This window comes from Roseiarcus fermentans (assembly GCF_003315135.1).
GTDB lineage: Bacteria > Pseudomonadota > Alphaproteobacteria > Rhizobiales > Beijerinckiaceae > Roseiarcus > Roseiarcus fermentans.
This window is the reverse complement of sequence record NZ_QNRK01000019.1, coordinates 11,657-25,186: the sequence shown is the minus strand read 5'-3', so window position 1 is coordinate 25,186 and position 13,530 is coordinate 11,657. Positions and strand designations below refer to the sequence as shown.

General features: G+C 64.8%; 11 protein-coding genes. 3 read left to right on the top strand and 8 right to left on the bottom strand.

The features are described from left to right. Positions 1–507: 507 nt before the first annotated feature. From DFR50_RS31455 to DFR50_RS33610, 8 genes are all read right to left on the bottom strand, one after another. Positions 508–765 carry a hypothetical protein gene (locus DFR50_RS31455; protein WP_147262794.1) on the bottom strand — a complete coding sequence of 86 codons (258 nt, stop codon included), beginning with the start codon at positions 763–765 and terminating at the stop codon, positions 508–510. 29 nt (positions 766–794) lie between these two features. Next, positions 795–980, bottom strand: coding sequence for a hypothetical protein (locus DFR50_RS31450; RefSeq protein ID WP_147262793.1), 186 nt, complete (start codon positions 978–980; stop codon positions 795–797). A gap of 125 nt (positions 981–1,105) precedes the next feature. Next, positions 1,106–2,821: a potassium-transporting ATPase subunit KdpA gene (gene kdpA / locus DFR50_RS17060; RefSeq protein ID WP_113890484.1), complete on the bottom strand. Its 1,716-nt coding sequence runs from the start codon at positions 2,819–2,821 to the stop codon at positions 1,106–1,108. An 11-nt stretch (positions 2,822–2,832) separates the two neighbouring features. After that, complete coding sequence (locus DFR50_RS17055; protein ID WP_113890483.1) at positions 2,833–3,573, bottom strand: winged helix-turn-helix domain-containing protein; 741 nt, start codon at positions 3,571–3,573, stop codon at positions 2,833–2,835. 146 nt (positions 3,574–3,719) lie between these two features. After that, the gene (locus DFR50_RS17050; protein WP_113890482.1) at positions 3,720–4,736 is read right to left on the bottom strand and encodes a potassium-transporting ATPase subunit C; all 1,017 of its coding nucleotides are present in this window, start codon (positions 4,734–4,736) and stop codon (positions 3,720–3,722) included. 17 nt (positions 4,737–4,753) lie between these two features. Beyond that, positions 4,754–6,898, bottom strand: coding sequence for a potassium-transporting ATPase subunit KdpB (gene kdpB / locus DFR50_RS17045; RefSeq protein WP_113890481.1), 2,145 nt, complete (start codon positions 6,896–6,898; stop codon positions 4,754–4,756). A 70-nt stretch (positions 6,899–6,968) separates the two neighbouring features. Further along, positions 6,969–8,789 carry a potassium-transporting ATPase subunit KdpA gene (kdpA, locus tag DFR50_RS17040; RefSeq protein WP_210208942.1) on the bottom strand — a complete coding sequence of 607 codons (1,821 nt, stop codon included), beginning with the start codon at positions 8,787–8,789 and terminating at the stop codon, positions 6,969–6,971. Between the two features lie 81 nt (positions 8,790–8,870). Further along, positions 8,871–8,951, bottom strand: coding sequence for a potassium-transporting ATPase subunit F (locus DFR50_RS33610; RefSeq protein WP_113890480.1), 81 nt, complete (start codon positions 8,949–8,951; stop codon positions 8,871–8,873). Between the two features lie 918 nt (positions 8,952–9,869). Between DFR50_RS33610 and DFR50_RS17030 the strand changes: the two genes are divergently transcribed. The 3 genes from DFR50_RS17030 (at position 9,870) to DFR50_RS17020 (ending at position 13,525) form a co-directional block, all read left to right on the top strand. After that, positions 9,870–10,382 carry a helix-turn-helix domain-containing protein gene (locus DFR50_RS17030; protein ID WP_113890479.1) on the top strand — a complete coding sequence of 171 codons (513 nt, stop codon included), beginning with the start codon at positions 9,870–9,872 and terminating at the stop codon, positions 10,380–10,382. Between the two features lie 130 nt (positions 10,383–10,512). Continuing rightward, entirely contained in the window at positions 10,513–11,904 is a 1,392-nt protein-coding gene (locus tag DFR50_RS17025; RefSeq protein WP_245427871.1) for an IS110 family RNA-guided transposase, read from the top strand. A 229-nt stretch (positions 11,905–12,133) separates the two neighbouring features. Further along, complete coding sequence (locus tag DFR50_RS17020; RefSeq protein ID WP_245427871.1) at positions 12,134–13,525, top strand: IS110 family RNA-guided transposase; 1,392 nt, start codon at positions 12,134–12,136, stop codon at positions 13,523–13,525. Positions 13,526–13,530: the final 5 nt, after the last annotated feature.

Here is a 13,530-nt window from a genome sequence, read left to right as displayed (position 1 = left end):
CGTGCGATTTAGGCTGCATCCGCAGGACTGTCCGGCGAATAATCGGCGAGCTGCGGAGCGAAAGATCGGCCGCCCTTGCGCCGAACCGTATGGCCGGCGGGCGCGACTCGCCACGCTGAGGGACGAGGGGAGAAATGGCTTTGAGAAGCCATGCGCTTGCGCACACCGTGGGCCGACGCTCCGACAGTTTTTCTGCGCGTCAGAACGGGCTGCGAGCCATGGGCGCCGCTGGAATATCCGCGGGCGGATTCCGGGCCAACAAGCGTCAACAGGGAAGACCCGGCGCCGGAGACCAAACGACAGGGCCGTTCCGGCTTCCCTTGCCGGTCATCGCTTCTCATTGCGGCGCCCAATGAGAAGCGACGAATCCCAATCGTCATGCTAGGCGAGCAACAGATCCAACTGTTCCTGGCCGTGGAGCGCGACGAACAGTGGATGGCTGGAGCGGGCGAAAGGCCGATTTCGTGCGCCAAGGTCCTCTGGCGCCGCGGTCACCGCGGACGAAAGTCAGGCGGCGCGCTTGCTTCTCCAATTGGCCGCGACGGGGAGCGCGAAGGCCGGGTCCAGTTCGAGTCCTTCCGGCAGCATAATGACCGATTGGGGGCGGCTCTGGCATTCATACATCGCGAACCGAATCGCCGCGGTGCGGTCGGCAAACAGTCCCCCGCACATGCCGCGACCGTCTCTAACGACCCAGCGCCCGCATCGATCCTGTCCGATGAACAGGCAAGCGTTGGTCGCCACTTTGATGTCTTGAGGAACCATGGAGGCCTCCAGTGCTGCGCGAGCCTCGATCAACGAGGCGCCCCGGCAAAAAGCTGCGCGGCCAGCGCTAAGCTGAGGACGATGAGTAGAAGCAAGCCGATACGGCCGACCATTGCCGAAGTGGCTATCGGCTCGTGTTCGTTGCGCGCATCAAGTTCAGGCAACGTGCGTGGGCGATCGAGGGGCCTGTGCGGATGTGACAGGAAGCTACGCATGCTTCAACTCCCTTATTTCCGGACGCAATTTTGTGCCGGCGCCCGTAAGCGAACAAGACGGAACTCGCCCCTCGCTCGTTAGCGATCGATAAAGTTCCGGGCTTGGCTGCTGTTACCGCCTTTCTTCAGAACAGCGTCCCTTGCTGAAGCAGGAAGTGCTCGGCGACCGGACCGAGCGCAAGCGCCGGGAGATATTGCAGCAACGTGATGATCACGATCACCGCCAGCAGGAAGGTTATGAACAGCGGGCCGTCGGTCGGCAGGGTTCCGGCCGAAGGCATCGCCTTTTTCTTCGCCGCCAGAGATCCGGCGATCGCGAGGATCGGGATCGCATGCGCGAAGCGGCCGAGAAACATCGCGACCCCAGTCGTGACGTTCCACCACGGCGTGTTCGCGTTCAGGCCGGCGAAGGCCGAGCCGTTGTCGGCGGCGCTGGACGCGTAGGCGTAGACGATCTCGCTGAGCCCGTGCGGGCCGCCCGCTCCGAGGCTGTCGAGGGCGATCTTGACGACGGACGCGCCGCCGGCAAAGACGAGCACGAGCGCCGGCGACAGGAGGAGAGCGAACATCGCGAACTGCATGTCGCGAGCATTGATCTTCTTGCCGAGATACTCGGGGGTCCGCCCGATCATCAGCGCGCCAATGAACGCTGTGATCAAGACCAGGAGCAGGAGGCTATAGAGCCCGGTCCCGACGCCGCCGGGCGAGATGCAGCCGAGCAGCAAATTGAACATCGCGGCGAGGCCGGAGATCGGCGCCATGGATTCGAGGACGGCGTTCGATGCGCCCGTACCGGTCCCCGTTGTCGCATCGGCGAACAGGGCGGCGCCCGCCTGGCCGAAGCGCAGGTCCTTGCCTTCCATGACGCCTTGCGAGGGATCGACGCCAATCGCGGTCAGCGCCGGATTGCCCGCCGCCTCGACCTTCCAGATCACCGCCAGCGCCATCACGAAGATGACGGCCATCGTGATCAGCAGCGCCCGCCCTTGTTTCGCGTCGCCGGCCATGCGGCCGAAGGCGAACACCAGCGCTACCGGCAGAACGAGCTGGCTCCAGTTCTGCAAAATGTTCGACCAGACGCTCGGATTCTCGAACGGATGGGCGGAATTGGCGTTGAAGAACCCGCCGCCGTTGTCGCCGAGCAGCTTGATCGCCTCCTGGCTCGCGACCGGCCCGATGGCGATTGTCTGCTTTAGGCCCTCGAGCGTCGCCGCCCCGATCGACCCGACGAGAGTCTGGGGCACGCCGAACGCAGCGAACACGAGCGCGAGGACGAACGCCACGGGCAGCAGCACGTAGAGCGTCGCGCGGGTGACGTCGACCCAGAAATTGCCGATCGTCGTCGATTCGTTGCGCGTGAGCGCTCGGACGAGCGCGACCGCGATGGCGATCGCCGCCCCCGAGTCGAGGAAGTTGTTGGCGGTGAGCCCGACCATCTGCGACAGATGCGACAGCGTCGTCTCGCCGCCATAGGCCTGCCAATTGGCGTTGGTGACGAAGCTCACCGCGATATTGAAGGCGAGGTCGGGCGGCACGGCCGGAAAGCCCTGTGGGTTGAGCGGCAGCCAGGCCTGCAGGCGCAGGATCGCGTAAAGCGAGAGCATGCACGCGCCGCCGAACAGGACCATGGAGATCGCGTAGGCGTCCCATTCCTGCTCGTCCTCGGACTTGACGCCGGCCGCCCAGTAGAAGGCCCGCTCAATGGGGCCGAGGATCGGCGTGAGGACGGTGCGACGATTCTGAAAGAGGTCCGCCATATAGGCGCCGAGGGGACGGGCGGCGACGACGACGAGCGCAAGCGTGAATACGATTTCGAAAAAACCAGTGACAGTCCTGAACATGAGGGTACGCCCTATTCTGGGTCTTTTGGAAGGCAATCGCGCGGCCGGCGCATGGGGCCGGCGGTCGGAGGCGCCAGGCGGTAGCCCACGCCGATCTCGGCGAGCAGAATTTCGGGATGGAGCGGATCGCGCTCGATCTTGTGCCTGAGGTGCATAACGCAGGAGCGCAGCGCCGCTCGCCCACGCGGTGAGCCTGCGGATTCGGCGTCCCCAAGAAGCCGCTCGTAACCGACGACGCCGCCCGCTTTGCCGGCGAGATGGGCCAAAACGGCGAGTTCGGACGGCGCCAGCGCTACTGTCTGGCCGTCGATCGACAGCTTGCCACTGAACAGGTCGAAGGCGAGCGCACCGTTGTGGTAGAAGCGCGGCCGCCCGGTCGCGGCGAAGCGCCTGAGCTCGGCCACCCGCACCCGCACGGCGAGATCCGTGGGGCTGAACGGGCGGGGAAGATAGTCCGCGCCCATTTCGAGCGCGGCGATGCAGGCGGTTTCGCCGCGCTCGGGAGAGAGGACGATGAGCGCGGCGTCGAAGTAGGCGCGTCGGACCGCCAGGATCGCGTCCTGGTCGACAGCCTCCAGGTCGATGACAACGATGTCGGCCGCGCCGGCGACCGCAAGTGATTCCGGCCCAAAGGGCGCGCTCCCGCTCACAATGCGGTCAGGCTCGAGGATCGAGCGCGCCAGCCGCACGAGCGCAGGCTCGCCCGTCAACACCAGCACCGTCGTGCAGCGTCCTGGAACACGCGCGCCCATGGGTTGTGTCCGCGGCGCCGGCCGAACCGGCGATTCGAAGCAAGGGAGATTGGGAGACGCGCGCGGCTGGGGACGAGGCGAATGGCCACGCGCGCCTCCCTGGCTTCCGTCCGGACTATCGGATCTCCGAATGGAAGCCGTTCGCGTCAGGCCGGGTCGCCGTAACGCTTGTGCAGCTCGAGGTTGACGTCGAGGACGTTCACGAGCTTCTCGCCGATCAGGCCGCCCCACGGCGCATGCGCCTTGTCTTGCAGGATCGCCTCAATCTCCTTGCGCACGTCGTCGACCTTGAGCTTCTTGTCGTCCGCCCATTTGGCCGCGACTCGATCGAGCTGGAACTCGGCGTTCTCAAGCGTGATATCGGGGTCGAGGCCCGAAGCGGAGGCGGTGACGAGATCGGCCGGAACGTCATTCAGCGCGACGTCGGGATGATCCGACCGCCACATGTCGAAGAAGATCGACTGGATGTCCGAGCCCGTGTTGACGGGTTCGATCGACGTCGCCGGCTTGCCGTCCGCGCCGGTCTTGGTGACCGACGAGGGGAACGCGCCCGGATGGTCGTTCGAGAAATTCTCGAAGAAGACCACGGCGAGGTCGGACCCCTTCGGCTGCGGCGTCGCCGGGTTCTTCTTGATCCAGTCCTGAACGACGGCGTCATGCGCCTTGGACCAGTCGTCGACGAAGGCGCCGTGGGTCGGATCGCCGGTCACCCAGGCTTGTGCGATCGAGTTATGCGCGTCCGCCCACTGCGCGACGATGTGCGGATTGCCGCCAAACTTGTCGGCCTGAAACCAGGTTTCGACGTCGGGCGCAACCGCCTGCCCCTTCTTGTCGCCGGACGCGTAGGTCGCAATCGGGCCAATCACTCGGGCGACGCGATCGCGCAACGCGTAGTTCGAGGGCGCATAGCCGGACGACGTCGAGGCGGTCGCATCGTAGGAGGCGGCCGACGGGCGCGGCTGGAAGTACTCGTCCTTGGTGAACGGCTGGGCCACCAGCATCGAGCCGATGACCGCGCCGTCCGCGTTCCGGACGATGCTGCCGTTGGCCTGGAACGGAAACACCGTCTGTCCGATCGCCCAAAGTATTGCGGGGTAGATGCCGCACGTGACGACCACGGCGACGGCGATGAGCGCGAAGCTCTTTGCGAAATAGCGCAACACCGAAGTTCTCCTTAAGCTTAAGCGACAAGGCGCAGGGCGACCATCACGAGGTCGATCGCCTTGATGCCGATGAACGGAACGATCACGCCCCCGAGACCCCAAATCAGCAGGTTGCGGCGCAACAGCGAGTCAGCGCCGAGCGGCCGGTACTTGACGCCCTTCAGCGCGATCGGGATCAGCAGCGGGATGATCAGCGCATTGAAGATGACCGCCGACAGGATCGCCGAAGTCGGCGAATGCAGGTTCATGACGTCGATCGCCTTCAGCCACGGTAGCGTGCCGGCGAACATCGCAGGCACGATCGCGAAATATTTCGCGACATCATTGGCGATCGAGAAAGTCGTCAGCGCGCCCCGCGTCATCAGGAGCTGCTTGCCGATAGCCACGACCTCGATCAGCTTGGTCGGATCGCTGTCGAGATCGACCATGTTGCCGGCTTCCTTCGCCGCCTGCGTGCCCGAGTTCATCGCGAGGCCTACGTCCGCTTGCGCGAGCGTCGGCGCGTCGTTGGTGCCGTCGCCCATCATGGCGACGAGCTTGCCCTGCGCCTGCTCGTTGCGCAGGTAGGCGAGCTTCTTCTCGGGGGTCGCTTCGGCGATGAAGTCGTCGATGCCCGCCTCGTGCGCGATGGCCTGCGCGGTGAGGGGATTGTCGCCCGTGATCATGACCGTGCGCAGGCCCATGAGCTTGAGCTGGTCCATCCGCTCCTTGATTCCAGGCTTCAGCACGTCCTCGAGCGCGATCACGCCCAAGACACGCGCATTCTGGGCGACGACGAGCGGCGTCGCGCCGCGCGCGCCGACCTTGGCGACGACGCCGTCGAGCTCACGGGGAACGACCCCTTTGAGACCGACCACATAACGAACGATGGCGTCCGGCGCGCCCTTGCGGATCGCTGTGTCGTCCGGGAGGTTGACGCCGCTCATGCGGGACTGGGCGGTAAAGGGCACGAACACCGAGCCCTCGGGAGCCGCGACCGGAGCTGTCAGGCCTTCCGCCTGCGTGTAAGCCGCGACGATGCTCTTGCCCTCCGGGGTCTGATCCGACACCGAGGCGAGCGCGGAGAGATACATCAGCTCGAGCTGGGAGACCTGACCGAGCGGGATGAACTCTCGCGCATGGCGGTCGCCGAGCGTGATGGTCCCGGTCTTGTCGAGGAGGACCGTGTCGATGTCGCCGGCGACCTCGACGGCCTTGCCGCTCTTGGCGATGATGTTCGCCCGCAGCGCCCGGTCCATGCCGGCGATGCCGATCGCTGACAAGAGGGCGCCGATGGTCGTCGGAATGAGGCAGACGATCAGCGCGATCAGGGTCGGGACGTCGGTGCCCAGGCTCCGAAGCTGGTCGGAGAGCCCGAGATAGCTCGTCATGTAGACTTCGGCGTTCGTCGCCATCGGCCACAGAGGGACCACCACAATCATGAAAATAAGCGTGAAGGCGGTCAGCACCAGCGTGAGCGCGATCTCGTTCGGCGTGCGCTGGCGGCGCGCGCCTTCGACGAGAGCGATCATCTTGTCGAGGAACGATTCACCCGGGCCCGCCGAGATGCGCACGACGATCCGGTCGGAAAGCACCGTGGTGCCGCCGGTGACGCCGGAGCGATCGCCGCCGGCCTCGCGGATGACCGGCGCGGACTCGCCGGTGATCGCCGCCTCATTGACCACGGCGCCGCCCTCGATCACGTCGCCGTCGCCGGGAATGACCTGGCTCGCTTCGACCACGACCTTGTCGCCGACCTTTAGCGCGATCGAGGACACCGTCTCGGTCGTCCCGTTCGCGCGCAGCCTGTAGGCGGGCGTCGCCACGCGCGTCTTGCGCAGCGTCTCGGCCTGCGCCTTGCCGCGCTCCTCGGCGATGGCGGTGGCGAAATTGGCGAACAGCACCGTCAGCCACAGCCAGATATCGAGCGCGATGAAGTAGGTCAGCGACACCGAGCTCGACGAGAAGCCGAGCGCCGACTGGATGATGTAGAGGAGGGTCAGGGCGGCGCCGATCTCGACGACGAACATGACCGGGTTCTTCCACTGAACGTCGGGCCGAAGCATCATGAACGACTGCTTCAGCGCGGTCATCGCGATGTCCGACGAGAACAGGTCGCGGCGCCGGGCGAGGTTGATAGCCGGAGCGGGAGCAGCGGGCGCGCGGTGTACGGCGGTGTTCATGACTTGAACTCCTGAAATTTATGGGCGAGGCGCGCGCGAAGGGTCCGCGCCTCGCAGGAGGGGGCGGCGTTCACCCGCCGAAGGGGATCGGTCCGAGATGCTCTGCGATCGGTCCGAGCGCGGCGACCGGCAGGAACAGCAACGCGCCGACGATGGCGATCGTGCCGAACAGTAGGAAGCCGAAGGTCACGGTGTCGTCGCTCATGGTGCCGAGCGTGACCGGCGCGACCTTCTTCCGGCCGAGCGAGAACGCCATGGCGATCGGCGCGATGATCGGCAGATAACGGGCGAACAGCATCACGAGTCCCGTAGCGATGTCCCACGGAACCGCTTCCGGCGACGGACTCGCGTTGGCGTTGAGGCCGTAGGTCACGCCGAGCCCGTCCATCGCCGAGCCGTTGTTCGCCGACGACGACGAGAACTGGTAGACGATCTCGCTGAACCCGTGCGCGCCGGGGTTGGCTTCCGCCGTCGTGCCCCAGCCCGTAGCGGCGAAGAGGCCGGCGGGGCCGAGGATCAGGATCGGGTGCACGAGCAGCGCGATCATGGCGAGCTTCATCTCCCGCGCCCCGACCTTGCGGCCGAGATATTCTGGCGTGCGCCCGACCATCTGCCCGGCGAGGAACACGCCAACGATCAGGAAGAGCAAGAGGTTGATCATGCCCACGCCCTTGCCGCCGAACACGCAGTTCAGCCACATGCCGATCATCGGCGAGAGCCCGGAGAGCGGATTCAGGCTATCCATCTCGGCGTTGATCGCGCCGCAGGTCACGTCGGTGGTGATCGCCGCGAAGGCCGCGCCGGCGGACGTGCCGAAGCGCAATTCCTTGCCTTCGAGATTGCCGAGATGCTGGTTGACCGGGAGGGCCGCGACGGCCGGACTCGGAACGTCGAGCTTGCCACTCGGCGCCGAGGCCGAGGGAACCTGCCAGGCCGTGGCGGCGTGCGCGGTGAGGCCGGGATTCGGCTCCATCGTATCGGTCCGGATCACCCAGGCGATGAGCCCGATCATCATGGCGAGCATAACGCCGTAGATGACGACCGAATGCCTTATGCGCCCGAGCATGCGCCCGTACATCAGCACCAGCGCGAACGGGAACAGCATCATCGCGAGCGTGGTGAAGAAGTTCGTCGTCGCCGTCGGGTTCTCGAGCGGATGGGCGGAATTCATGCCGTAAAAGCCGCCGCCGTTGGTGCCGAGCATCTTGATCGGGATGACCGCGGCCACCGGGCCGACGACGATGGTCTGCGGCTTCGCCTGGCCCTTGTCGTCGAGGCCCATCGAGCCCTGCTCGAGGGTCGTGGCGACCTCGGTCGAAGCGTAGGTCATCGGCATGCCCTGCTGCATGAAGATGATCCCGAACAGCAGGGCGACCGGCACGTAGATGTACATGCAGACGCGCCACATATCGACGAAGAAGTTGCCGCACTTCTCCGCGCCGCGGAAGAGGCGGATGATCGCCGCCAGCGCGCAGAAGCCGACCGACGCCGACAGGAACATGTTCGGCAGGATGAAGAAGATCTGGCTGAAATTCGAGAGCGCCGTCTCGCCCGCATAGTGCTGCAGATTGGTGTTGGTCAAAAAGGATATGACCGTGTTGAAAATCGTCGTCGGCTCGAGCCAGCCAAGCCCGCGCGGGTTCAACGGCGCGTACGGCTGCAGGCTGAGCACAACGAAGCCGAAGATGAACAGCGCGATGTTGAAGACGATCAGCGCGATCGTGTACTGCTTCCAGTCCTGCGGACCGGTGTCGACGAGGTCCTCGAACCACTTGAGAACCCTCGGCGCGCGATAGCGGCCTTCCATCAGCCAGGTGAAGTATGCGCTGAGCGGGATCGAACAGGCGATCGCCGCCAGGATCAGCATAGCAGGCAGGAGCCACATGATCATGGGCCTTTCAAATCGTGCGTCGGCCCGCGCTCGGCTTCGCGAGGGGCCTGACCGAAAAAGGATGGAGAACCGGCGGTCCCGTCAGAACCATTCGGGCCGGATGAGCGCCGTGAACAGGTAGACGATGACGGCGGCGGTCACCGCGATCGTGACATAGGTCATGTCTCGGCTCCTCAGATGTCTTCGCAGGCGAACACGAAGGCGTAACAGACGCCCAGGCTGACAAGGCCGAGCGCGAACATCGCGGGCAGCCAGACAAACAGATTCATCGAACGCTCCTCTCGCCTCAGCGGCGTCGGACCGGCCAAGCGGAGACGTGCTTCCGCGTTGGCGTCGGCCGCATCGGCCGCGCCTGTTGCCCGTCTTCGAGCCACCCGGTCCAAAGGCGCGCGCGGCCGATTCCGCAGAGATTAGTCAACGTTGAAACGCTAGGTCAGCCCGCCGTAAGCCTTCAATTCCGATCGGCGGCTGTGCGCGTAAGGGGCGCGTAAAGGCGGCAGGCCACCTGTTCGGTTGCGTCAAGAGGAAGAACCGGCGCCGAGACGTCCAGCCGCGAGAAACGAATGCCGGTCACACTTTGCACGGGACAGACTTCCGACATGCCCGAGGCCAACGAGCTGGTGGTCGGCATCATGGCTGTGATCGGTCAGGCCTAGCGCAAGATGATCTCGACCCGCACCAAGGCGGCGCAGGCAGAGGCTCGGAGGAAGGTCGCCGTGTCCGGGCAACGAATCACCCGGAGATCAAGCGCCTCGGCTGTCCGGCCGGCGCAGCGCATCTACAGGGCCATGGCTTCAACGAACTTGCCGTGCAGGTTCTCAAAGCCAAAGCAGACGAGCGGGCGGCAGGTCTGGCGGCGACGCTCAACGCCTTGAAGGCCGAGGGCATCACGTCCGCCAACGCCATGCTGGCGTGCTCAACGCTCGGGACTATGCGACCGCTCGGGGCGGCCGGTGGACGGCCCGGAGCATTCGCAACGTCACGGCTCGGTTGGCTTGAAGCCAACCCCCTCCGTGCCAATGACGATGAGACAAACGCCCCCCTGGAGTTTACCCTTGAGGGCTGAGGTCACATCCTCCCATGGTCATGCCGGTCATCCCCTTCGAAAAGACTCTTGCCGACGGCGCCGCAACAGAGGGAGGCCGAAGGCCGAGCCTCATTGCGGCGCCGTCGGCGGCCTCGCCTGAACTCTCCGACCGGCCACGCCGGCGGACGTTCACGACCGCCTACAAGCTTGGGATCCTTCGCCAGGTCGATGAGGCGGGGCCGGGCGGCATTGGCGCGATCCTGCGGCGCGACGGGCTCTATTCCTCGCTGTTGACGGATTGGCGCCGGCAACGCGACGCCGGCGCCTGCGAGGGGCTGAAGGCGGTCAAGCGCGGCCCCAAGGTCGCCGAGCCCAATCCGCTGGCGGCCGAACATGCCCGGTTGCAGCGCGACTACAAGAGCGTGACGTTGCGCTTGCAGCGCGCCGAGGCGATCGTCGAAATCCAAAAAAACCAGCGCGGTTTGACGCCGCCTGTGGGGGTAGAAACGATTTGCGCTATCCTGGCCACGGAAGGGAGCGGCCGTCTACTTTTTGGTGGCGCGTGACCCCGTAAAAAAACATGGTCCATGGGTTGTTGCGAACTTGAGAATGGTGACGTCTTCGGGCGATCCCGGTTAGGAAATTGATCGCTTGCGCAGCCCAGCCCTTCCGCTTTTGTCAGCAGGAGGAATGAAGATGAAGGACCCGACAAAACCGATGGGTGCATCGTCCTCGATGACGATGATCCATCAAAACGCGGCCGCCATCGATATTGGCGCGACCATGCACATGGCGGCGGTAGGTCCGGACCGGTCATCCGAGCCGGTTCGCAGCTTTGGCACTTTCACGGCTGACCTACACCGGCTGGCCGACTGGTTTGCGGAATGCGGCGTCAGGACGGTCGTGATGGAATCGACCAGCGTTTATTGGATCCCGATTTTCGAACTGCTCGAAGAGCGCGGCGTCGAGGTGTTTTTGGTCAATGCCCGTGACGCCAAGCATGTGCCCGGTCGCAAGACCGACGTCAGCGATGCGCAATGGCTGCAGCGGCTTCATGCCTGCGGCTTGTTGCGCGCCAGCTTCCGACCGAGCGGCGAGATTGTTGAACTACGCGCCTATCTGCGCCAGCGCGAGCGGCTGCTGGACAGCGCGGCCTCTCATATCCAGCATATGCAGAAGGCCATGACGGAGATGAACTTGCAGCTTCATCACGTCGTTTCCGACATCACGGGGGCGACCGGCATGCGCATCATCCGGGCGATCATCGCCGGTGAGCGCGACCCGGCCGTACTGGCGTCCATGCGCGACACGCGTTGCCATTCGAGCGCGGACGTCATCGAGAGGGCCCTGACCGGCCATTACCGGGCCGAGCACCTGTTCGTCCTGGAGCAGGCGGTGGCGCTTTACGACGTCTATCAGCACAAGGTCGCCGCTTGCGATGTCCGGATCGAGGCTGTCTTGAAGCAGCTCGGTTCGGTTCGGGCGCACGAAGGCGATGGGCGGCGCGATGCTTCTGGACCGCCGCCGAAGCGCCAGAGCCGCCAGCCGAACGGCCTCGCCTTCGATGTCGGGGCGGCGCTGCATTCCCTGCTCGGCAAAGACCTGACCAGGATCCATGGCATTGGCCCTTATCTCGCGCTCAAGCTGGTGTCGGAATGCGGCGATGATCTTTCGGCATGGCCAAGCGCCAAGCACTTCACCTCGTGGCTGTGTCTGGCGCCCGGCAACAAGATATCGGGGGGCAAGGTGCTGTCCTCGCGCACTCGACGATCCGGGAGCCGCGCCGCGTCGCTCCTGCGCCTGGCCGCCGTGACCATTGGCCGGACCGACACCGCGCTGGGAGCCTTCTACCGGCGATTGTCGGCGCGCGTCGGCAAGGCCAAGGCCGTCACCGCGACGGCGAGGAAAATTGCGGTGCTGTTCTACAATGCGCTGCGCCACGGCATGGATTACGTCGACCCCGGCGCTTCTTATTACGAGACCCGATACCGAGAGCGGGTCATCGATAACCTCCAACGGCGCGCCAAGGCCTTCGGATTCGTTTTGCAAGCCGCCGTGGCGCCGGTCGCCGATCTCGCCGTTTCTTAGGAAAACCAGCGCGGTTTGACGCCGCCTGTGGGGGTAGAAACGATTTGCGCTATCCTGGCCACGGAAGGGAGCGGCCGTCTACTTTTTGGTGGCGCGTGACCCCGTAAAAAAACATGGTCCATGGGTTGTTGCGAACTTGAGAATGGTGACGTCTTCGGGCGATCCCGGTTAGGAAATTGATCGCTTGCGCAGCCCAGCCCTTCCGCTTTTGTCAGCAGGAGGAATGAAGATGAAGGACCCGACAAAACCGATGGGTGCATCGTCCTCGATGACGATGATCCATCAAAACGCGGCCGCCATCGATATTGGCGCGACCATGCACATGGCGGCGGTAGGTCCGGACCGGTCATCCGAGCCGGTTCGCAGCTTTGGCACTTTCACGGCTGACCTACACCGGCTGGCCGACTGGTTTGCGGAATGCGGCGTCAGGACGGTCGTGATGGAATCGACCAGCGTTTATTGGATCCCGATTTTCGAACTGCTCGAAGAGCGCGGCGTCGAGGTGTTTTTGGTCAATGCCCGTGACGCCAAGCATGTGCCCGGTCGCAAGACCGACGTCAGCGATGCGCAATGGCTGCAGCGGCTTCATGCCTGCGGCTTGTTGCGCGCCAGCTTCCGACCGAGCGGCGAGATTGTTGAACTACGCGCCTATCTGCGCCAGCGCGAGCGGCTGCTGGACAGCGCGGCCTCTCATATCCAGCATATGCAGAAGGCCATGACGGAGATGAACTTGCAGCTTCATCACGTCGTTTCCGACATCACGGGGGCGACCGGCATGCGCATCATCCGGGCGATCATCGCCGGTGAGCGCGACCCGGCCGTACTGGCGTCCATGCGCGACACGCGTTGCCATTCGAGCGCGGACGTCATCGAGAGGGCCCTGACCGGCCATTACCGGGCCGAGCACCTGTTCGTCCTGGAGCAGGCGGTGGCGCTTTACGACGTCTATCAGCACAAGGTCGCCGCTTGCGATGTCCGGATCGAGGCTGTCTTGAAGCAGCTCGGTTCGGTTCGGGCGCACGAAGGCGATGGGCGGCGCGATGCTTCTGGACCGCCGCCGAAGCGCCAGAGCCGCCAGCCGAACGGCCTCGCCTTCGATGTCGGGGCGGCGCTGCATTCCCTGCTCGGCAAAGACCTGACCAGGATCCATGGCATTGGCCCTTATCTCGCGCTCAAGCTGGTGTCGGAATGCGGCGATGATCTTTCGGCATGGCCAAGCGCCAAGCACTTCACCTCGTGGCTGTGTCTGGCGCCCGGCAACAAGATATCGGGGGGCAAGGTGCTGTCCTCGCGCACTCGACGATCCGGGAGCCGCGCCGCGTCGCTCCTGCGCCTGGCCGCCGTGACCATTGGCCGGACCGACACCGCGCTGGGAGCCTTCTACCGGCGATTGTCGGCGCGCGTCGGCAAGGCCAAGGCCGTCACCGCGACGGCGAGGAAAATTGCGGTGCTGTTCTACAATGCGCTGCGCCACGGCATGGATTACGTCGACCCCGGCGCTTCTTATTACGAGACCCGATACCGAGAGCGGGTCATCGATAACCTCCAACGGCGCGCCAAGGCCTTCGGATTCGTTTTGCAAGCCGCCGTGGCGCCGGTCGCCGATCTCGCCGTTTCTTAGGAAAG

What these genes read in the sequence shown, in the direction of transcription:
- DFR50_RS31455 (WP_147262794.1), bottom strand. Translation starts at nt 765, where the DNA reads ATGGTTCCTCAAGACATCAAAGTGGCGACCAACGCTTGCCTGTTCATC.
- DFR50_RS31450 (WP_147262793.1), bottom strand. Translation starts at nt 980, where the DNA reads ATGCGTAGCTTCCTGTCACATCCGCACAGGCCCCTCGATCGCCCACGC.
- kdpA (WP_113890484.1), bottom strand. Translation starts at nt 2,821, where the DNA reads ATGTTCAGGACTGTCACTGGTTTTTTCGAAATCGTATTCACGCTTGCG.
- DFR50_RS17055 (WP_113890483.1), bottom strand. Translation starts at nt 3,573, where the DNA reads ATGGGCGCGCGTGTTCCAGGACGCTGCACGACGGTGCTGGTGTTGACG.
- kdpB (WP_113890481.1), bottom strand. Translation starts at nt 6,898, where the DNA reads ATGAACACCGCCGTACACCGCGCGCCCGCTGCTCCCGCTCCGGCTATC.
- kdpA (WP_210208942.1), bottom strand. Translation starts at nt 8,789, where the DNA reads ATGATCATGTGGCTCCTGCCTGCTATGCTGATCCTGGCGGCGATCGCC.
- DFR50_RS33610 (WP_113890480.1), bottom strand. Translation starts at nt 8,951, where the DNA reads ATGACCTATGTCACGATCGCGGTGACCGCCGCCGTCATCGTCTACCTG.
- DFR50_RS17030 (WP_113890479.1), top strand. Translation starts at nt 9,870, where the DNA reads ATGGTCATGCCGGTCATCCCCTTCGAAAAGACTCTTGCCGACGGCGCC.
- DFR50_RS17025 (WP_245427871.1), top strand. Translation starts at nt 10,513, where the DNA reads ATGAAGGACCCGACAAAACCGATGGGTGCATCGTCCTCGATGACGATG.
- DFR50_RS17020 (WP_245427871.1), top strand. Translation starts at nt 12,134, where the DNA reads ATGAAGGACCCGACAAAACCGATGGGTGCATCGTCCTCGATGACGATG.